The sequence below is a fragment of the Leptospira sanjuanensis genome, assembly GCF_022267375.1.
GTDB classification, from domain to species: domain Bacteria; phylum Spirochaetota; class Leptospiria; order Leptospirales; family Leptospiraceae; genus Leptospira; species Leptospira sanjuanensis.
The window spans coordinates 189693-209456 of record NZ_JAIZBH010000001.1; the positions used below are offsets into that span (position 1 = coordinate 189693).

19 protein-coding genes are annotated in these 19764 nt (G+C 44.0%); 14 read left to right on the forward strand and 5 right to left on the reverse strand.

What is annotated here, in order from left to right:
- Positions 1-214: 214 nt before the first annotated feature.
- Genes LFX17_RS00920 through LFX17_RS00935 form a run of 4 tightly spaced genes read right to left on the reverse strand, consistent with a single transcriptional unit; the run spans position 215 to position 4680 of the window.
- Positions 215-1591 carry a glycosyltransferase family 4 protein gene (locus LFX17_RS00920; protein WP_238744628.1) on the reverse strand — a complete coding sequence of 459 codons (1377 nt, stop codon included), beginning with the start codon at positions 1589-1591 and terminating at the stop codon, positions 215-217.
- Entirely contained in the window at positions 1575-2624 is a 1050-nt protein-coding gene (locus LFX17_RS00925; RefSeq protein ID WP_238728428.1) for a glycosyltransferase family 4 protein, read from the reverse strand. Before LFX17_RS00925 ends, LFX17_RS00920 begins: the two co-directional genes overlap by 17 nt.
- Positions 2621-3679, reverse strand: a complete 1059-nt coding sequence (locus LFX17_RS00930) for a glycosyltransferase family 4 protein (protein ID WP_238744629.1) — start codon at positions 3677-3679, stop codon at positions 2621-2623. The genes LFX17_RS00925 and LFX17_RS00930 overlap by 4 nt, the downstream gene beginning before the upstream one ends.
- Positions 3676-4680 carry an LIC_10202 family protein gene (locus tag LFX17_RS00935; protein ID WP_238728430.1) on the reverse strand — a complete coding sequence of 335 codons (1005 nt, stop codon included), beginning with the start codon at positions 4678-4680 and terminating at the stop codon, positions 3676-3678. Before LFX17_RS00935 ends, LFX17_RS00930 begins: the two co-directional genes overlap by 4 nt.
- 84 nt (positions 4681-4764) lie before the next feature.
- Here LFX17_RS00935 and LFX17_RS00940 point away from each other — a divergent pair, with 84 nt between their 5' ends.
- Complete coding sequence (locus LFX17_RS00940; RefSeq protein WP_238744630.1) at positions 4765-5721, forward strand: GDP-mannose 4,6-dehydratase; 957 nt, start codon at positions 4765-4767, stop codon at positions 5719-5721.
- 203 nt (positions 5722-5924) lie between these two features.
- On the opposite strand, the gene LFX17_RS00945 is transcribed toward LFX17_RS00940, so the two are convergent.
- On the reverse strand, positions 5925-6614 hold the full coding sequence (locus LFX17_RS00945; RefSeq protein ID WP_238728432.1) for a SanA/YdcF family protein: 690 nt from the start codon (positions 6612-6614) through the stop codon (positions 5925-5927).
- A gap of 168 nt (positions 6615-6782) precedes the next feature.
- Between LFX17_RS00945 and LFX17_RS00950 the strand changes: the two genes are divergently transcribed.
- The 13 genes from LFX17_RS00950 to LFX17_RS01010 all read left to right on the forward strand — a co-directional run bounded on the left by LFX17_RS00950 (position 6783) and on the right by LFX17_RS01010 (position 19764).
- Positions 6783-7337: a Spy/CpxP family protein refolding chaperone gene (locus LFX17_RS00950; protein WP_238747614.1), complete on the forward strand. Its 555-nt coding sequence runs from the start codon at positions 6783-6785 to the stop codon at positions 7335-7337.
- Between the two features lie 7 nt (positions 7338-7344).
- Complete coding sequence (locus tag LFX17_RS00955; RefSeq protein WP_118954325.1) at positions 7345-7857, forward strand: RNA polymerase sigma factor; 513 nt, start codon at positions 7345-7347, stop codon at positions 7855-7857.
- 24 nt (positions 7858-7881) lie between these two features.
- Positions 7882-8247, forward strand: coding sequence for a hypothetical protein (locus LFX17_RS00960; RefSeq protein WP_238728433.1), 366 nt, complete (start codon positions 7882-7884; stop codon positions 8245-8247).
- Between the two features lie 221 nt (positions 8248-8468).
- Positions 8469-9854, forward strand: coding sequence for a cytochrome P450 (locus tag LFX17_RS00965; protein WP_238744631.1), 1386 nt, complete (start codon positions 8469-8471; stop codon positions 9852-9854).
- A 44-nt stretch (positions 9855-9898) separates the two neighbouring features.
- Positions 9899-10870, forward strand: coding sequence for a M23 family metallopeptidase (locus tag LFX17_RS00970; protein WP_118954321.1), 972 nt, complete (start codon positions 9899-9901; stop codon positions 10868-10870).
- Between the two features lie 18 nt (positions 10871-10888).
- Positions 10889-12934 carry an NAD-dependent DNA ligase LigA gene (gene ligA, locus LFX17_RS00975; protein WP_238744632.1) on the forward strand — a complete coding sequence of 682 codons (2046 nt, stop codon included), beginning with the start codon at positions 10889-10891 and terminating at the stop codon, positions 12932-12934.
- A 483-nt stretch (positions 12935-13417) separates the two neighbouring features.
- Complete coding sequence (locus LFX17_RS00980) at positions 13418-15040, forward strand: acyl-CoA dehydrogenase family protein (RefSeq protein ID WP_238744633.1); 1623 nt, start codon at positions 13418-13420, stop codon at positions 15038-15040.
- 15 nt (positions 15041-15055) lie between these two features.
- A complete protein-coding gene (locus LFX17_RS00985) occupies positions 15056-15487 on the forward strand; it encodes a MaoC family dehydratase (RefSeq protein WP_238728438.1) in 432 nt (143 codons plus the stop codon).
- A 121-nt stretch (positions 15488-15608) separates the two neighbouring features.
- Positions 15609-17132, forward strand: a complete 1524-nt coding sequence (locus LFX17_RS00990; RefSeq protein WP_238744634.1) for a thiolase C-terminal domain-containing protein — start codon at positions 15609-15611, stop codon at positions 17130-17132.
- 233 nt (positions 17133-17365) lie between these two features.
- Positions 17366-17668: a hypothetical protein gene (locus tag LFX17_RS00995; RefSeq protein WP_238728440.1), complete on the forward strand. Its 303-nt coding sequence runs from the start codon at positions 17366-17368 to the stop codon at positions 17666-17668.
- A 76-nt stretch (positions 17669-17744) separates the two neighbouring features.
- Positions 17745-17972 (forward strand): hypothetical protein, encoded by a 228-nt coding sequence (locus LFX17_RS01000; RefSeq protein ID WP_118954315.1) that lies wholly within the window; start codon positions 17745-17747, stop codon positions 17970-17972.
- Between the two features lie 407 nt (positions 17973-18379).
- Complete coding sequence (locus LFX17_RS01005) at positions 18380-18634, forward strand: hypothetical protein (protein WP_238728441.1); 255 nt, start codon at positions 18380-18382, stop codon at positions 18632-18634.
- Positions 18631-19764: a suppressor of fused domain protein gene (locus tag LFX17_RS01010; RefSeq protein WP_238744635.1), complete on the forward strand. Its 1134-nt coding sequence runs from the start codon at positions 18631-18633 to the stop codon at positions 19762-19764. The genes LFX17_RS01005 and LFX17_RS01010 overlap by 4 nt, the downstream gene beginning before the upstream one ends.

Below are 19764 nucleotides of genomic sequence, written 5' to 3' on the forward strand. Positions count from 1 at the left end.
GAAAGCGTTTCGCTGAGTTATTGCGACCTATCGAACGACCTATCGAACGACCCGTAGGGAGTGAGATAGTGAGATCCGAGTTTAAGACGTTTCATTGAGTTTTCGATTGTTTTTAGTAGAAGGATGAGACTCGATCTTTGACTTCGGCCGCTTTCCATTTTGTTAAGCGAATTGTTCCGTTTCGGGTTTTTGGAAGCCTACGGATCGAACGATTTCAAATCCCGACGTATTTTTTCTGAATCGTCTTTTCGATCAACCGCAGTAACTTTTCTTTAACCGTATCGGCGTTGAAATTCAGCTCCACGTATCTCTTACCGTTTTTACCGAGAATCATCGATTCATCGGGATGATTTAGAATATAATCCAAGGTCGCGAAAAAGCTCTTTTGATCGGAATAAAAAAGACCTCCGTTGCTTCGAAGGCAATGGCCTTTTAGAACGTCCGATTTTCCGTTTACCAAAACCGGTTTTTCTTTCAGCCAAGCTTCCATCAAAACGATCGAAAAACTTTCCAACGGGGAGGAGTTAATCAGGCAAACGCAACGTTCCAGAAGGTCGAGTTTTACTTGTTCTTCCACAAAACCGAGAAATTCTATATTCTGATTTTCTAAAATTCGATTCGGAATTTTGGAAGCGATCTTTCCTACGATCTTAAGTTTGTGCGGAAGTTCCGTGTTCTTTTTCCATTCCGCGAACCATTCCGCCATTTCCAAAAAACCTTTTCCCTGATCCACGCGGCCCACGTAGAGAAGAAACGGAGCTTTTTCGGAGGTCGTTGCTTCTCCCTTTTGCGAAACCGCTTTGGTACGGACTTGTTCTTTTTCTTTCGGCGACATTGGATTCGATCCGGAGATTCCGGAACGTTCGGGAACATTCGATTTTGTAATGTCCGTATAACGACTTAGATCGAGGTTCATTCCCGTAATCGAATAGATACTCGGCTTAAATCCGAGAATGTTTCGAAACACTTCCAATTCTTCCGGAGTATTAAACGAATACGAACTCTGATCCGTTAGAACTTCCTTATATACCGGAAGATACGCCGGAGCTTCGTCGTGAAACGTAGGAACGACGATCGACTTTTCGGCAACCAAAGGAGTTCCAAAAACCAGAGGATAATAAAGATAACTCACGAAGAAAAAAACGTCGAACTCGCTTTTTCTCGTTTCGATGAATTGAATCAGTTCGGGAACGTAAGGGCCTTGCTCTTCGAGCCAATATTGAACGTTCTCCTTATTCTGAAGGGAAGGTTCCTCCAAAATCTTTTTCGAAAGCTTGTTGAACTTATCTATGTTTCTTTGTTTTTCAACGGTAAATTGTAGAACGTTATATTTGCCGCCTAAGGAAGAATTTCTTTCTTCGATCAAAATCGGTTTGGCGGAGTTGTTTGCTTCCTGGAAAAAAATCTTTCCTTGAATCGAAATCGAATTTTTCCAAGTGATATAATCCAAGCTGCGAGTCGTTAAGACAGTGATTTCGAATTCGGAGGCAAGAAGTTCAACGAACTGAAAGATGAGTTTTTCCGATCCTCCGGAAACCTTGTCCGAAAAAATCGGAGATACGACCGCGATTTTTTTAAGAGAGGGCTTCAATCGTTTTCCTGAGAACGGATTTAGAGTCCGTCTTTTTGAATTCTTCAAGACGCAAATCCTGTCCTTTCAGAATTTGATCCTTAAAGGAAGAATCGGTCAAAATCTTATTCAAAAGAATCGCGAGATCCGGAAATTTTTTTTCGTGAAAAAGAACGCCGGCTTCGTTTAACGTTTCGGGAACCGCGCCTCCGGCGTACGCGAGAATGGGAATTCGATGGACCATCGCTTCGATCAAAGGAACGCAAAAACCTTCGTGTTCGCTCATCGAAACGAAAGCGTCCGCTTCCTGATATAAATTGTTGAGTTCCGCATCGGAAAGAAAACCGGTGATCAAAACGTTTTGACGAAGATCGTAAAAATCCAACATACGTTCCAGTTCTTCGCGATACAGATACAATTCTCTCGAACTAAAACCTGCGAGATAAAATTGGAACTTATCCCCGATCATCGATTTATACGCGTAGGCAAGACGAATCAAATCGTCTTGCCTTTTGTTCGGAGTGATTCTTCCCACAAAAAGAATTTTTTTGATTTCCGAATCCGTTTTGGAGATCTTGGAAAAGTTCTCGGACAACTGATATGTGATCGGAAGAATCTGCACATTCTGAAAACCTAATTCTTCCAGCTCCTGCTGATTGAATTTGGAGACCGCAAAGACGAGATCGAATCTATCCTTCATCTCCCTCAATTCTTCACGTCCCTTTTTCAAAAGATAACTCATCTTGAGATCGTACGACTCGAAGAAATGATGCGGAGTCACGTTATGATAAATGAGAATTCTCGGGGAACGAAAGGTTCTCAAAAATTCAAAAACCCCCGAATGAATCGAATGATGATAAAACAAGATGTCCTTCGAGGATTTGTCGTATGTTTTGTATTTTTTTACGAACGGAAATTTCGACGCGCCGATGTTTTCCGAATAAATGTCTCCTTTATATTCCAAATCCTTTAAGTAGTTGCGGATTTCCTGCATCTCGTTGCTGATCGCGTCGCCCGGATTAAAACCCGCGGAAAACTGTTGGACCTGTCTCATGCAAGAACCTTCTCTCGAAAAAGAGCTTCGAACGGAAAGGAATTGTATTCTCCGATGATTTCCTTTTCGTTTTCCAAAATTCGTTCGCGGAGCGTTTTGTTTTCGAGAAGATTGTCCACGAGTCCCGCGAGCACATCCATCGCCAATGCCGATTTGTCTTTGAACAAGACGCCGCCCGTTTTCATCGTTTCCGGGGTTGCGCCCGCGTGATACGAAATTACCGGAATGCCGGCGCCGAACGCTTCCAGAACGGGAATGTTGAATCCTTCATGTTCGCTCATACAAACGTATAAATCCATCGAGTTCAAAAAGGTTTCCATTTCCGTATCGTTGGCGTTTAGCCGGATTTGGACGTTCCCCATCAAACGTTTCTGGAGAATGATCTTTTTTAGAAAAATATAATATTCTTCGAATACCTTAGGAACGCTCCCGCAGATCAAAAGCTGTACGTTCTGTCTGAACTTCAAAATCGATTCGAGCATTCTCAAAAGGTCTTCCATTTTTTTGTTCGGTGAAATTCTTCCGATAAATCCGATCGTGAATTCCCGTTTGTCCTTTATGCTTTTATCGCGGATCGAATATTTGCGAACGATCGGAAGAACCAGCGTATTCATGATTCCCAAGGATTGCAGAAAGTTCGCATTGAACGGCGAAGAAGGCAAAAACAAATCGGTTTCGTTTTTGAGGGAATACAGTTCCAAGAGGGAACGTTTTTCTTCGAGTTGGAGCGTGTTGTAGATTTCGGAACTTACGAAATTCTTAAAGTAGATTGCAGGCGTAAAACTCTGATAACGAACGATTTTTTTTCCCGGTAAATTCCGAAACCAATCGAGAGGATAACCGCAACCGCCGTAATTCAAAATATGAATATCGTCTTTGGAGAATCGGGAAAGAACGGGATGCGTTTCGATCGGAAAGGTTTCTTTCGAGAAATTTTTCAAACATGCGATGGAATTGGGAACTCCGATCTTTTCTAAAACCGAGTGAATTCCTTTGATGTCGTTTCCGATTCCGTCACCGTCCCGAAACTCGGTGACGTGCTGATAGACTTTCATTTTCGAAACGAGAGGACGGTAAACCCGTCTTCTGATTTTTTTTCTATAATGTTTCTAAAACCGAGTTGTTTGAGATAATCCCGAATCAAAGGCTCTTGGATTTTCGTAAGTCGCAACGGTAAAAATGGAGAAGGGTAATTCGAGTTTTCGTTGGAAAAACGGAATCGAATTTCCGTTCCGGAAGCGACTCCCAGACTCAGGGAACGAAGCGCTTTTTCGATCAGCCAATGCGGGTGTATGGATAAATTTTCAGATATTATAATTTTAGAATATACCGAGCAATTTTTCGGAATCGCTCCGGGTTCTTGAAGCTGAATGTTCGTAGTGATCGAACCGCGAATGAATTCTTCGCAAGTTTTGTTCCAAGTGACCGAATCGAACTGTGATCCGAGTTTTAAAAGCTGCTTTAGAATCTTCCCCCAACCAGGCGATAATACCAAAACTTTTTCGGAAGGATCGATCGATTCCAAAAGAAAGTTTTCGCTTTCTTCCACAAACCCTTCCGAGTAAAGATTTTCGTTGGCCCAAAGGAATTCGGGTCGAACTTCCTTTCCGATCGCTTGATTCCATTCTAAAAATTCGGAATAAAAGGATTCCATCTTCCGTTTCAGATTCTGGTTTTCGGAACGGATCAAAATGAGTTCGTGCAACACGCTGTAAAACGCGCGCGTTCTATTTTCCGAAAGTTTTTTGTCCAAGAAAGAATAGAATTCCGCGAATCGGATCAAAAGCCATTTGAGAGGTCCGCGTACGAACCAAAGTTTCGGATTGGAGAATTTAGGAGGGGCGATTCCCTTTTCAAAAAGATGCGCGATTTCCGCCGGATCAAAATCCCGATATCCTTCCGGACTAGGAGGGGAAAATTTCCAATGAGTGAGTTTCTCTATGTCTTCTTTTGTGGAAGGATTTTTTTTGAGCTTGGATTCGATCTCTTCCATAATTTCGCGGACGTTGATCCGAGAATCTCTGATTTCGAATAGTTCCTGAAATTTATCTTCCATGCTCAAAAGGGGAGAGAATTTTATTCGATTGTTTTTTATTCATTTTCTAAAACAACAGTATTTTTACGGAAAACCGAGAATTCTATGAAGTGTTTGATAACGGGAGCGGCGGGGTTCGTCGGCGGTTACCTGCTGAAGGAACTCAAAGAATCCTATACAGATTTTTTAGGGATCGGAATTCAACCCGGGCCGGACATAGAAGCGGATCTTGCTCTTCCTAGATCCTATCGCTCTTCCGTTTGCGACATACGAAATCCGGAACAAGTCCGTTCCATCATTCATGACTTTTCACCGGATACAGTTTTTCATTTGGCGGCTCAGCCTTTTGTGCCGAGAGCCGTGGAAGATCCGGGTGAAACGTTGGAGATCAACGTTCACGGAACGTTGAATATTTTGGAATCGCTGCGTTCCTTAAAAAAGAAAGTTCGTTTCGTTTATATCTCGTCTTCCGACGTGTACGGAAACGTCCCCGAGTCTTGTCTCCCGGTGCAAGAATCGATTTTACCCGCGCCATTGAATCCGTATTCTTCCTCCAAGGCTTGCGCAGAAATTTATTGCCTACAATATCATCGATGGATTCCGGAACTCGAAGTCGTGATCGCGAGACCGTTCAATCACACCGGTCCGAGACAAAGTCTGAATTTCGTGATTCCTAATTTTTGTTCTCAGGTTTTGGAAGCTTTGAAAAAGCCGGAAGCTGAAAGAAAAATCTTAGTCGGAGACCTTTCGTCTACGAGGGATTTTTTGGATGTGAGAGACGTTGTGTGTGCGTATCGAATTCTCGCGGAGAAGGGAAAGCCCGGAGAAATTTATAATATCTGTTCCGGTCAGGAAGTCGTGATTCGGGATGTCTTGGATCGGATCATTTCCGAATCGGGAAAAAAAATTCCGGTCGAAGTGGATTCTTCCCGTTTTCGTCCCGCGGAGATGAAACGTTTGTCCGGGGATAACGGTAAACTTCAAACGCTCGGATGGAAACCTGCCTTCGGTTTAACGGAAACAATCCGAGACGTGTACCAATGGGTATCGAGCGCCCCTTAGGAAGCGAGATAGGCAAATGCAGCGGAGCGTTGCATTTGTTTCTTGCTTAGCGAGATGAGCGCCCCTTAGGAAGCGAAGGCGCTGAGTTTTAACAGGTGGCGGGAAAAAATCCCGAAAATTCTCCTTATCACAAAAGTCCACATTCCTCAACGATAAAAATTTCCGTTTCCAATGTAGGAGCTCCTACATCACATTCAAAAACTCTAAAGCGCCGAACCTTTCCAAGTTTTGATTCCGCTTCCTTCGATCGGAAACGGATCGCCTAAATATTTCGGATTCGTTTTAAACAAATTCATATCGACCCACGCCAAGGTTCTCGCAAAAAATTCCCGGAACCTGCTGAACGGACCGCTCGTATAAATTCTCCGATCGGATTCGAACGCCTGAAATTTCAAACCGATCTTGTTCGCCAAAAACGCGGCCCGAGGCTGATAGATTCTCTGACTCACAAAGATCAGATCCTTGACCTGAAAAATTTCTTTCGCACGAACCAAAGTATCCAAGGTTCGAAAACCCGCATGATCGACGAATATGTCTCTTTCATTCACTTGATTCTTAAGAATGTAGAGCAGCATCGGTTTCACTTCGTTGTAATAAATCGAACCGTTGTCTCCCGAAAGAAGAATCTTTCTCACCTTTCCCTGATGATACAATTCCAAGGCGCAATCCAAACGGTCTTTTAAAACCGCGGATGGTTCGTTTTTATAAACGGAGGCGCCCGGAACGACGGCAACGGTCGCCGGTCTCGCGGATCGATGATTCTGATATTTTTCCGTGTGAAGATACGATTCTTCGAAACTAAAATCGATTGCGATCGGTGCGGCAATTAAAAGCGCCAGAAGTAAAAGCGCCCCCGTATAAAATTTCGATTTTTTGAAGAAGTTTAGGTTCAACGTTTCGTCCGAATTCGTCAAAATCAGGAATAGATTTGGATAGGCTAACGTGCGGGAATTGAAGGGAGAATCCCTTTTTTTCTTTTCAACGGATCGGAACGGGGAAAAATTTTCTAAATAGGAAACAAACCATTGAGCCGCGGGTCTTATCGAATGAGCAAATACCTCATGAATCTCCTGAATTCATTTCTCAGACTTACCGTCGCCGGTTGCTTCTTGGCGCCGGCGGTGACTTTTTCTCAGGAACTCACCATAGGACTTCGTTCCGGTACCGATTCCAATCCTCCGCCCGTCAAACAACTTGCACCGATACGTCAGCTGAGAAGTTTCGGTCTCGTTTTCGGAAACGTGGATACGGTCAGAGAACGATTTGCTCTTTCCGAAAAACAATTGGATGAAATTTCCAAAATCAACGAGAAGCACAAACAAGAACACTTTCGCTGGCTTCAAAAAATTTCTCCCATCGAGATCGAACTCGAGGGACTTTTGATGGAACCTAACGTGGATTTAACGAAGATCCGCAAGCTTCTTGTAGAGATCGGAAAATATACGGCGGAGATTCGTATCAATCAAATCTCGCATCGTCTTGCTATCGAAAAAGTATTAACTCAGGACCAAAAATCCAAAATCAAAGCACCCTCCGCTCCACCGGAGTCCGGATTCCCCGTGAATCTTTTTTCTCCGGAGAGAATCATCCTTCCTTTACAAGGAATTTTACACTGAGGTACCAATGGACCAAAAAGAATTTACCGAATTGATCGATTCGACAAAACATATCGTACTTTCGGCAATTAAGAAGAATCTATTCGAGGAATTCCACGATTCCATCGACGACGTCGTGCAGGAAACGTATTTCCGCGCGTATAAAAGTCTTTCAGCGAATAAGTTTCGCGGAGATTCTTCCGTAAGCACATGGCTTTATACGATCGCAAGAAACGAATCTCTGAGAATGAATCAAAAAAGATCCAGACAAACCGCGCTTGCAAGCAAGTTGAAAGAAAAAGTGATCCTGGATAATTCCATTCAAGAAAAAGAGGCGGCTTCGGCCAGCTTCACCGATTTTGAATTGAAAGATCTTTTAGCTATGCTTCCATGGAAGTATAAATCTGTGTTGAGTCTTGTCGGCGAAGGATATAAAGAACAACAGATCGCCGAAAAGTTGAGTATTCCCGAAGGAACCGTAAAGTCCCGGGCGTTTCGCGGAAAACAAATGCTGAAAAAGATTTTCGTAGATAACAAATAGAGTGAGAGATAGGATTTATTCGGTATGAAATCGAACGGATTCGATAAAGAAATTTCGGACAGACTTTGTAGCAAGGTCTGGAGTTCCAAAATCTGCGACGCGGTTTACAAAAGACGCCGCTGGAGAATGATTCAACTTGCGTTTATCACGTTCTTAACCGCATTCTTCTCCACTTCCTTCGTATGGCTGACGTTTTTTGAAAACAGCGGTCCTACGATCGCACGCAACGAACTTCAGTCTTGGGTTCAAGAACAAATCTATGGAACGACTGCGGAAGCGGAATCCAAGGTTCACAACGTTTTTTATAAGGAATCGGAAATGCCTCAAACCGGCGCGCCGGTTTCTTTGGATGTGGACACTTTGATCGAGGCTTCCTTAGATCGCAGATAATATGGGTGAATCGGTTCGAAGGTCTTTCGTCGTTCGAACCTAAAACGTCTGTAACAGGACGTTTCGTTTCGGACCGTCCGAACGAATTGAAATGTATTCGAGAATTTTGAATTCTCCATTTAAAAAATAGAGGCGGCTGTTTTTTACGAATGCCGTCGTAGTAAAGTGTCTCGGCTGGAATCCGGATTTTCCGGAAATACAATAAAACTTGGAGAAAGCCCATGTTTGCGTTAACTTCCAGTCGCCCCTCCGATTCAAAACCTCAGAAACACAAATCTCCTCCCGGTTCGTACGGATTCTTTGCGCTTCGACATTTGCCTCGAATGCGTCGGGATATCATCGGGTTCTTCGAGGATATGAAAAAGAAATACGGGGATGTGGTTCTATTCGGAATCCGTAAAACGAGAATCTTTATGATTCAAAGTCCGGAGGACGTTCGGCACGTTCTTCAGGAAAACAGTTCCAACTATCACAAAAGCGTATTTTATCTCGAACTCAAGCGGGTTTTGGGAAAAGGGCTTTTGACCTCGGAAGGGGATTTTTGGAAAAAACAAAGAAGACTCATTCAACCCGCGTTTCACCGTCAGAGAATATCAGAATTTACTCATATTATGGCGGACGAAACCCTGAATCTATTTCGAGAATGGGACACAAAGGAACAAAACGGAAAACTAAGAGTCGATCTTTCCGAAGAGATGATGCGGTTGACGTTTGCGATCGTAGGTAAGACCCTCTTTCGATCGGACGTAAAAGAATATTCCGAAATCATCGCAAAGAACGTGGAAACCGCGATGGAAGAATTGACCAAACGATTGACGATGGTTTTTCCTCCTCCGATTCATTGGCCTTTGCCCGGAAATCGAAGACTTTTAAAGTCGATCGATGCGATGAACGAGGTCATCTACGAACTTATCGATCAAAGAAGAAAGAATTCTTCCAATGATCTGATCAGTATGCTTCTTGAAATCCAGGATGAAGAAACCGGAGAAAAGATGAGTCTAGAACAAGTCCGCGACGAAGCGATTACGCTCTTGCTCGCGGGACATGAAACGACGGCTAACGCGTTGACTTGGGCGTTTCATCTTCTTTCCAAACATCCGGAAATTTATTCCAAACTCAAAGAAGAAGCGAAGAACGTTCTCGGTGATCGAACTCCAGCTCTGGAAGATGTAGCGTCACTCACTTATTCCAGAATGGTTTTGGAAGAATCGATGCGATTGTATCCTCCCGCTTGGACGGTCGAACGTTCCGCGCTCGGACCGGACACGGTTGGCGGTTATCATGTACCGACCGGAACCAACGTTTCCATATGTATCTATTCGATTCACAGGGATCCTAGGTTTTGGAAAGAGCCGGAAAAATTTTGGCCGGAACGATTCTCCGAAGAAAACTCAAAAGACCGTCCGAAATACGCTTATATACCGTTCGGTGGCGGTCCGAGAATGTGCATCGGAAACGTATTCGCGATGACGGAAGGGATTTTGATTCTGAGTATGGTCGCAAGAAAATACGATTTAAAGCCCGTTTCCGGTCATAAGGTCGAATTGGAACCTTTAGTCACATTGCGGCCCAAGCACGGAATGCTAATGGACTTGGTTTCCACTTGACCTATACTTCCCCGGAATAGACTCTTTATTTGGAGTCTATTCCCATGGAAAAAGAAATCCGCAAACGCATAGATCAAGTTAAGGAAAAGGGTCATCAACGACTGACCGTCCTGCTTATCCCTCACGGTTTCGATAAATCATTTCATTTTCAAATTTCGGTTTTTACGATCGTCTTTTTATTCGGTCTTCTCGTTTCTATTTTAGGAATCGCGGTTTTCGGAATCGTAAAATACAACAATACAAGAAAACAAATCAACGCGCTCGCGCAAGTTTACGGGAAATACTTCGACGAATACATCGAATACTCCGAACAATTGGAAGGAGTGCAGGACGATTTTCTTGCGCTTACGGAGAATTTAGAGGAGATTTACTCTCTTATCGACGGACACGGGGACGAGATGTTGAAACTTCCCGATGAATCCGATATCGAAACGATCGCTTTGGCGGAATTAAAAACGGAAGAAGCCGCCGATAAGGATCTCATGTTGGGAAGAAGTTATCTTTCGGAGATTTACGGATATCGTACGGCTCGCGTTTACATGGACAAACATCGTCCGCTGATGGACAGCGTTTACGACTTTCTCAATCTTCGATACGACGTGATGGACGCGATCCCGTTCGGAGAACCTTTGTACTCCTACAACCTAACTTCCTATTTCGGAACGAGACGTTCGCCTACCACGGGTTATATGGAGTATCACGACGGGATCGATCTCGCGAACGTTCCGGGAACTCCGATTTATGCGACGGGTAACGGAAGAATTCATCGTGTGATCTACTCCAACCGCGGATACGGAAATCATATCGTGATTCAACATGCGAACGGTTATTTTTCCTTGTTCGGACATTGTACGAAAATTTTCGTACGAGACGGACAACAGATCCGCAAAGGAAATTTGATCGCAACGGTCGGTTCCACAGGAAACGTGACCGGACCTCACTTACACTACGAGGTTTGGATCGGAGAGTCCAATCGAACCGATCCAATGGAATATCTCAAAGTTCCCGTTTATTGATTTCAATTCGGATTCGATATGCCAAAGAAGAAAGACGATTCTCCTAAAACTCTTTCGGAGAAAGAGGCTAAACAACTTATCGACAAGCTCTCCGTCGAAATCCGTCATCACCAATATCTTTATTACGTAAAGAACGACCCGCAGATTTCCGATTTCGACTTCGATCAGATGTTCCGTCGTCTTCAGGATTTGGAGGAAGCTTTTCCCGATCTCAAAGATCCGGCCAGTCCTACGCTCGTAGTCGGTTCCGACTTGGACAAGGACTTTGAGAAGTTCCAGCACAAACTCCCCGTCTTATCTCTCATCAACACGTACAACGACGAAGAACTTCTGGATTGGGTCAACAAGACCGATCCGGAAGGATTATATTCCGTCGAATGGAAAATAGACGGAGCCTCCATCGTTCTATATTATGAAAATGGAATGCTTCAAAACGGAGTTACGCGGGGTTCCGGCGGGATCGGAGACGACGTAACCGATAACATTCGCACCATCCGGAATATTCCTTTGCGTTTGCCGGAACCGATCACGATTTATCTCCGCGGCGAAGTTTTTATGACCTTCAAGGACTTCGAGGAGTTCAACGAACTTTCTTCGGGTAAATACGCAAATCCACGCAATCTTTCCGCGGGTTCGATCAAACAAAAGAATTCCGCAGATACGGCAAAACGCCCCCTGAGAATTTTCACATACGATGCGACTTTTCCGGACATCGCCAAAAAATTCAGAACACATCAGGAAATTCTTACCAAGCTTGATAAGTTAACGTTTCCGGTTCCGCCTGACACCGTTTTTGTGACCGGATCCAAAATCGCAAAGACGATCCAGGATTTTAAAAAGAAGAAGGAAAAACTCGGCTTTCCGACGGACGGACTCGTAATCAAACTCAACGACGTTTCCAAACGCGATGCGCTCGGTTATACTTCTCATTCTCCGCGATGGGCGAGGGCGTATAAGTTCGACGCGGTTATGAAGGAAAGTAAGATCGTTGATATTACGTATGCGGTCGGTCGAACCGGAAAGATCACTCCAAGAGCGGAGATCGAACCCGTCAGTCTTGCCGGAACCACGGTAACGTTCGCAACCCTTCATAACCAAGATTATATCGACGAACTCGGAGTCGGGATCGGTGCGGTCGTTCGCGTCGCGAAACGCGGAGAAATCATTCCCGCGGTGGAAGAAGTCGTAACTCCGGGTAAAGACGTTTTTAAAATTCCGGATCGCTGCCCTTCGTGTAAGACGAAGACGATTAAAAAGGAAGGGCTTGTGGATCTTTTTTGTCCGAACCCCGATTGTCCGGATCGAGTTAAGAACGGAATCATCTTTTATTGTCAAAGAAAGCAAATGGATATCGAAGGACTCGGCGATAAGCAGATCGAATTCTTATACGATCACGATTATATCAAATCCGTCGCCGACTTGTACGATCTCAAAGATAAAAAAGAAAAGCTGATGGAAGAGGAAGGTTTCGGAGAAAAGAGCGTAGCGATCATTCTCGGAGGAATCGAAGAATCCAAACAGAAAGATTTTCGTTTTGTCCTTCCTTCGATCGGTCTTCCCGAACTCGGGCATAAAGTCACGGAATTGTTGATCGAACACGGAATCGATTCTATGGATGAGATTCTTGCGATTTCCAAAGACAAAAAGAGAATCGATTCTCTTTTGGAAATCCCCGGTATCGGACCTTCCACCGTACTCGCCTTTCAGGAAAACTTCTCCGATAAACGAATCTTAAAACTCATAGATCGGCTCAAAAAAGCCGGACTCAAGATGAAAGCCGATCCCGTAAAAGTGGCCGATCAACAACCGTTTGCGGGTCAGTCTTGGTGTGTTACAGGTTCTTTTGAAAACTTCCAACCGAGAGACAAAGCGATGGATTTGATCGTGTATTACGGTGGAAGAAAAGTGAGCGCGGTGAGTTCCAAAACGACCCATCTCCTGGCCGGACCCGGCGCCGGATCTAAATTAGAAAAAGCGAATGAACTGGGGATCGCGGTTTATGACGAAAATCAGTTCTTGGAACTCCTCAAGTCGCATAAGATCGATTTCAAAAATCCGAAATAGAATTTCGAAATCTACGACGCTTTCACTTATAGTCTGTCCAAAAACCAAATTTACTTCTCTCGCTGAGTTTGCAACTTCATCGCTTTAATGTTTTGTCCGGCGCCGCCTCGTTGCAGCCAGGCTTCTTGATTTCAGAATTCTTCGTTCAAAAAATGAACGTATGTTTATTATCTTTTCGATTTAACGAAACGATTCAAAAATAACTTGATCGAGCGGGTACCGTTTCTATTCTTTTTGCCGGAAGATAAGAATCTGTCCCAAAAGAAACTCGGCAAATCTTTCCTTATGAGTCGTTCGATCGGGACGGAACCTTGCGCTTGATCTTTCTGAAAAAGTAAATGAGAGTTTTGGGACGCGCCGTAAATTTCTTTTGCAAGAACGGAGGACTTATGGTTTCCATTCTTCCGATCTTGTATACAATCTTTAAACAAAGCGAAAGGACTTAGAATTTAAAAAAGGAAACAACGGAGAGAATCGATCGATATGTTATTTTTGAATCCATACTTAGAAAGTGAAGATAAGGACTTTTACAACACCGTCAAAGAATTCGCGAAAGAACGCGCGCTTCCCACGGTAGAACAAAGAGACGAGGATTGCTCTTGGGACAGCGAACTCTGGAAAGAAATGGGATCTATGGGTCTTTTGGGAATTCCTCTTCCCGAACAATACGGAGGACAAGGCGGATCTTGTTTTCAGTGTTGTCTGGCGCAAGAGGCGTTCAACGCAGGATCGTTGGATTCCGGTTTCGGACTTTCCTGGGGAGCGCATATGATCATCGGAACTCTTCCCATTTTGTTCCAAGGAACGGAAGCCCAAAAGGAAAAATATTTACCCAAACTCGCAAGCGGAGAATGGATTGCCGGTCTCGGTTTGACCGAACCCGATTCGGGCTCGGACGCGGCGGGTATGAGAACTTACGCTGAAAAAACCGAAGGAGGTTTTATTCTCAACGGAAGCAAAATGTTCATCACAAACGGACCGATCGGACAAATTTTTATCGTGATGGCAAGAACGACCAAGTCACGCGGACCGATGGGCGTGTCGGCTTTCATCGTAGAGTCCCATCGGAAAGGGTTTCACGTTTCCAAAGTTTTAAAAAAGCTCGGGCACAATACTTCCACCACTGCGGAACTTTCGTTCGAAGATATGTTCATACCGGATGAGAATTTGTTAGGGCCGTTGAATTCGGGTTTTTTAAGAATCGGGAAAGCGACTTTAGAATGGGAAAGAACCGTTCTTCTCGCTTCTTTGATGGGAGGCTTGGAGAATGCGGTCGAAAGCTGTATTCATTACGCGTGGCAAAGACAACAATTCGGTAAACCGATTCTTTCCTTCTTTGCTATGAAGGAAAAGATCGCAAGAATTTGGGCGTATCTTTGCGCTTCGAGAAGAACTTTGTATTTTGTTGCCCGCAAAAAGGACGCGGAACCAAACGTAAGTTTGCCGATGGAAAGTTCCATTTTGAAAGTTTTCGCCTCGGAGGTCAGCGAAGAAGTCGCATCCGATGCGGTTCAAATCCACGGTGGAATGGGCTACATGAGAGAAGTTCACGTCAGCCGTTTGTATCGGGACGTAAAACTAGGAACGATCGGAGGAGGAACTTCCGAAGTTCAACGAAGCATCATTTCCGCGAGCTACGGCGGTTATGATAAGTTTAAAAACATTATCGAAAGCGCGGCTTCCGAGGAAGTTCGAAATCATTCCGAACAAAAGATTCAAAGGACTCCGATCGGAAATCTGATGCGTTGTTTGGACGTTTTGATTCAAAACGTGGGAGACAATCCCGAACGAAAAAAAAGACAAGCTCTCGAATTCGGTTTTGCCGACTTGCTCACGTTGACTACGATTTTAAAACTGAGCATTTGGGATCTGACGCAAAACAGCAATCACTACAAAACATCCGACAAAGAACGGGATCTCGACATTCTCGCGTATTATCTGACGGCAAGATATATTCGAGGAATTGCATATTTGAAGGAACTCGACGAAGCTGCTGTAACGGATCTCATACAAGCGTTCGGCAATCTCAACCCGCCGGAAAAACAAATCGAGGATTGCATCGAGTTTTTAAAAGAAGGAATCTTAGGAAGCGCTGTGTCCGCTTAATCGAACGGAGAAACGATGTATCAAAAAGGAAAATCCTACGAAGAAATTGAAATCGGAGATAAGGCGAGTTTTTCGAAAACCGTCACGGAAACGGATATTTATCTTTTTGCAGGAATCAGCGGAGACTTTAACCCGTTGCATGTGGACGAGGAATATGCGAAGACGACGATTTTCGGAACGAGAATCGCTCACGGCGGACTTGCTGCGTCTTTGTTGGCACCCGTTCTGGGGATGAAACTTCCCGGTTTAGGAACTGTGGCTTTGGAAACGGTCACTAAGTTTCGGAAACCGGTTTATCCGGGAGACACGGTGACTTGCACCGTCGAAGTCAAAAATAAGATCGCGAAGATGAAAATGGTCGAGATGAAAATTCTATGGACCAATCAAAAAGGCGAGACGATCGGCAAGGGAGAATGTAAGGTTCTTCCGCCCGGTTCCGATTCTTAATTTGCGGATCGCGACATCGATTCGTTTGTTTGAGATGATTCGCGGAATTTTAGAAATCGATTTCGATCCGTTTCGTAAAAATCGAAAGTACATTCAAAAATAAAATCAAAAGAGAAGACGTATGAACCCCGTATTATTAGGCGTGAGCGATTCGGTTGCGGCCGATTTCCCGGAAGAATATAAAGAATGGTCCGGCGAAAGAAAAGTATTAGAACATTATAAAAAATCAATATACGATCTGCTTCAGTTTTTGGAGATGAAACCGGAAACTTTACGGGATATTCTTACCGACTTTGTAAGCATCGAGCCGGCTTCGTTGGGCAAGTCGGGTTACGGACATAGCGTAAGAATTGCGAATGAACTAGGGTATACCGGCTTTCGTTCTCATCTGATCGATTTGGGAGGCGCGAGCGTGACCGGAGCGATAGGACAAGCCAGAACCATTCTTCAATCCGACAGCGAGGCGGTCGTCTTGATCGCGGGTGCGGATATTCCTAAGTCCGCATTCAGACAGGTTTCCGATATGAAACGATTGAACGAAACCGTTTGTCATCCCGTCTACGAACTCAATTACGGCGCGACCTTGATCGCTATGTACGGACTTTTGATGAAACGGATGATGTTTGAAAACGACATCGCTCAAGTGGATCTGGAAGCGATCACGAAAAAGTTCAGATCCAACGCGATTACGAATCCGAGAGCGCACGTATATCAACAAGAGATAACGGAAAAACAACTTTCTCGAACGATCGCGGACCCGTATCCCGCGCCTATGATCGCAATCGTTACCGATCATGGGTTTGCGACTCTTCTCATGTCCGAAAAAAAAGCGAAGAAACTGCAATCGCAGGGAAAGATCAAAAAGGAAATCGATCCGATGTATTTGATCGGAGCGGGACACGCGGCCCATGCGGAATACTTTATGCTCAAGGGCGACTTTGCGACTCCGGCGGGAAGAGCGGGCGACATTGCGTTTGCGTCCGCAGGAATCGAAAGAGAAGACATCGATTACGCATGGATCTATGATTGTTTTACGGGAATGGTGATACTTCAGTCGTCCGAGTATTTCGGAATCACCAAAAAGGAAGCGGTCGAACATTTGAAAAACGGAGAATTAAAATTCTCTAATGGCAAAAAAATCAAGGTCAACGAGATGGGAGGAATTCTCAACTACCAAGCGGCTATGTCCATGTCCGCCGCAACCGGTTTGATCGATGTGGCCGCACACTATGGATTGTATTCTCGTTTCGTTCCGAACATTCAAGTCACTCGTCCCGGAAAATCTTTGGTGGGCGGAAACGGAGGAGTGGACAGCATCAATTCGGTCGCGATTTTTTCTTCGACCACCTCCAAACTCAAACCGAAGAAAGTGAAACCGAGACGATTGACCCTCAATCAAAACGGCGCAAAAAACAATGAAACGGGAATTGTTTATTCTTCAACAACGGTAAACATGAATCCGGGATCGTTTACAAAGGCGCCATATTCTTTGGCTCTCGTAAAAATGAAAGCGGGGAGATATGTCATGGTCAATGTATTCGATTCCAAAGGTGAACTTTTAAAAACCGATCAAACTCTCCAAATCGATCGTTCGAAATTAAAAATCGTGAATGAAAACGGGTTTTTGAAAGGAATTTTATCTTGAATTGAAAGAAATTTCCAAGATCATAAGTCAGTATACTTTCCAAGAATCTGCGAAGTTTAACAGCGATCGTCTAAATTTTGCAGGTTACAAAACGAAAAACTCATTCTAAACTCGACGCGATTGTGGAACGATATTAGTCAGACTTCCGTTTCGGTCTTTTTCGACTTGTTATAAATTAAAGAGCAATGTCGAACTGAACGGTTGAGAGAAGGCTCTCAGGATTGGATCGATTTATGCATATCAAGGCAGAGAATATTCAAACGGGTCAGATCCGAATTTTTAACGGTTCCGATTTGATTTTGATTCCCGATTCTTCGAATGAACAAGAAGGAACTATGTTTCTTCACGGAAGAAAGGTGGAGAACTGTCTCAATCTTAGAAAATATTCCACCTTCTTTGTCGTATCCGATTCTGTCTCTAAAACCGGATTTCCCGATACGATCAAATTGCAGGAAGTCGGTCCGAACGGATCCGTTTTTGAAATCTCGGAAAGTAAAATGGATTGTTATCGCGTGATGGGAATATTTTTGGAATAAGATTCACTTTCTGCTGGATTTGAACTTATACAAAAATAGAATCCGTCTGCAGTATTCTTTCTAGGGGAATTCAATCATGGTCCAAAAGAAAAAGACCAAAGTCCAAAAAGCGGCTCCGAAAAAAAATAAAAAGTCCACCGCTCCGTCCGTGAAAAGGAATGATATTCGACTTACGGACATGTTGGATCTCGCGGCGGAAGAATTCGTGAAAGCGATCGAAATCATGGCTAAATTGACTCCGGCAAATAGAACAAAACTCAAACACTCCATTAAAACAGCCGCCAAGAATATTCTGAAGGACTAAATCGAATCGTCCGGACTGATTCCACCCGATTTAAAGCAGTCAATTTTTTTCAAAAAAAGAGAATCCGATAAAAAACTTTGGAAAAAAATTTCCAAAAAGGGTTCGATTTTTTGTAAGAATCGGAGTCAACTATAGATATGGAAAACTTATTTCTGATCACACTACTATTCTTAATTCTATTTGAGCAGTATAAAACCAGGGTTTCCCGGGAAAGAATTCCGATTCGGGCTTTGAAACAATACGTTCACCGTTGATTTCTAAGCCTCATTGAAACCGGGATAGTTTTGCGCGCCCGGTTTTTTTATTTTTCCCGCCTTTCTTTTTCCTTTTCCCCGTATTATTCCGCTTCTTTAGAGAGTTGAAACATTCTCATTCCGCTGGAACCTTGTCTAAAGACCGAGGAAAGAATGTATAAGAAACCAATGACTCCCACTCGCGCCGTCGAGACTTTCATTCAATGCAGAAAAAATCAGGAACCGATCTCGGACGAAGTCTTTTTAGTTTTGGATTCCTTTCAGACTTGGAACGAAATCGAACTCACAGGTCTTCTCAATGCCTCGTTTTATTTTCCGGAAATATTAAACGAATATAGAACAGAGACAGTCATTCGCTCTCTTCTTGAAGTTTTCAAAAAAAGAATCGTGGAAATTCCCATTCAATGACTCATTCTACCGAACCGAAAGTAATCTATCAGGAAGCCAATCCTTACGGAACATTCACCGCGTACTTGGAAGACGACGGAAGGACCGTTTATCTTTATCTCCAAGGAGAACAGAATCCCGAGTACGGAATCAAATCCTTATGGGTTTGCAATCGGATAGAAGCGCCCGAAAAAAGAAGTATGGAAGATCTTTCCAGCGGACTTGCGCCGATTCTTCTTCGATCCGAAGTGACCGAATCCAAAGGACATCCGGCTTTGGATGAAAAGGATTTGTATTTTATCTGGACGGAAGAAGGGGACGGCGTCGCGCTTTTCTATAAGGAGAATCTCATCGCGTTTCTTCCTCCTTGGTCGGGATTGAAGGATTTTCACGGATATTCTTTGTTTGCGAAGGTGGAAGCTTTGACCGCGCATCCTTTGGGAAATTCCGAATTCGGAATTATTCCCGATCGAGTGCGCGCCTCCCGCGATTTTTGGGAAGCCCGTTCTAAACAAGGAGCTTGGAAAGGAATTCAAGAAAAACGTCTTTCGTATTTGGAATCCAAGTTCGGAAAACACGAAAAGTATTGGTCCGCCGACGGAGGAAAATATCCTCAACTTGGAATCGCGCGCTTCCAATCGGAAAAATTTCCCGGCGTCCTTATCTATTCCACCATCGGAATGAGCGCGCAGAATATGCCGACCGTAGAACTCTTTCATAAGAATTACGAAGATTATGCAAGAATCGAGTTGGTACTCGCGGTAAAAGTCGGTTCGGAAGGTTTGGAACGATCCGAATCCTGGGTTCCGCATTTGATCGGCGAATTGATTCGATTTCCTTGGAACATGGCGAAATGGTTCGGTCACGGTCACACGATCACGATGTCGCGAAAGGATCCGGAAGCGTTGTATTTAAATTTCACCTCGATTCTTTTTCGGGATACGGAAAGCTTTCGTTCCGTTGCGAATGCGCCGGATTTATCGGATTTGATTTCAGAAAACGGAAAACCGGTCCGATTCCTAACCTTGCTTCCTCTTTCGGAAGAAGAAAAAGAATACGCGCAGAAGGGCGGAATTCAATCTTTCAATGAAATCTGGAATGAAAAAGAATTTCCTTGGTATCACGACGCGGAAAGACAAACGCTCATCTAA

Excerpts from the sequence above, each read along its gene's own strand:
- LFX17_RS01010 (WP_238744635.1), top strand. The coding sequence starts at position 18,631 with ATGACTCATTCTACCGAACCGAAAGTAATCTATCAGGAAGCCAATCCT.
- LFX17_RS00965 (WP_238744631.1), top strand. The coding sequence starts at position 8,469 with ATGTTTGCGTTAACTTCCAGTCGCCCCTCCGATTCAAAACCTCAGAAA.
- LFX17_RS00960 (WP_238728433.1), top strand. The coding sequence starts at position 7,882 with ATGAAATCGAACGGATTCGATAAAGAAATTTCGGACAGACTTTGTAGC.
- LFX17_RS00955 (WP_118954325.1), top strand. The coding sequence starts at position 7,345 with ATGGACCAAAAAGAATTTACCGAATTGATCGATTCGACAAAACATATC.
- ligA (WP_238744632.1), top strand. The coding sequence starts at position 10,889 with ATGCCAAAGAAGAAAGACGATTCTCCTAAAACTCTTTCGGAGAAAGAG.
- LFX17_RS01005 (WP_238728441.1), top strand. The coding sequence starts at position 18,380 with ATGTATAAGAAACCAATGACTCCCACTCGCGCCGTCGAGACTTTCATT.
- LFX17_RS00925 (WP_238728428.1), bottom strand. The coding sequence starts at position 2,624 with ATGAGACAGGTCCAACAGTTTTCCGCGGGTTTTAATCCGGGCGACGCG.
- LFX17_RS00935 (WP_238728430.1), bottom strand. The coding sequence starts at position 4,680 with ATGGAAGATAAATTTCAGGAACTATTCGAAATCAGAGATTCTCGGATC.
- LFX17_RS00970 (WP_118954321.1), top strand. The coding sequence starts at position 9,899 with ATGGAAAAAGAAATCCGCAAACGCATAGATCAAGTTAAGGAAAAGGGT.
- LFX17_RS00930 (WP_238744629.1), bottom strand. The coding sequence starts at position 3,679 with ATGAAAGTCTATCAGCACGTCACCGAGTTTCGGGACGGTGACGGAATC.
- LFX17_RS00985 (WP_238728438.1), top strand. The coding sequence starts at position 15,056 with ATGTATCAAAAAGGAAAATCCTACGAAGAAATTGAAATCGGAGATAAG.
- LFX17_RS00980 (WP_238744633.1), top strand. The coding sequence starts at position 13,418 with ATGTTATTTTTGAATCCATACTTAGAAAGTGAAGATAAGGACTTTTAC.
- LFX17_RS00950 (WP_238747614.1), top strand. The coding sequence starts at position 6,783 with ATGAATCTCCTGAATTCATTTCTCAGACTTACCGTCGCCGGTTGCTTC.
- LFX17_RS00995 (WP_238728440.1), top strand. The coding sequence starts at position 17,366 with ATGCATATCAAGGCAGAGAATATTCAAACGGGTCAGATCCGAATTTTT.
- LFX17_RS01000 (WP_118954315.1), top strand. The coding sequence starts at position 17,745 with ATGGTCCAAAAGAAAAAGACCAAAGTCCAAAAAGCGGCTCCGAAAAAA.
- LFX17_RS00990 (WP_238744634.1), top strand. The coding sequence starts at position 15,609 with ATGAACCCCGTATTATTAGGCGTGAGCGATTCGGTTGCGGCCGATTTC.
- LFX17_RS00940 (WP_238744630.1), top strand. The coding sequence starts at position 4,765 with ATGAAGTGTTTGATAACGGGAGCGGCGGGGTTCGTCGGCGGTTACCTG.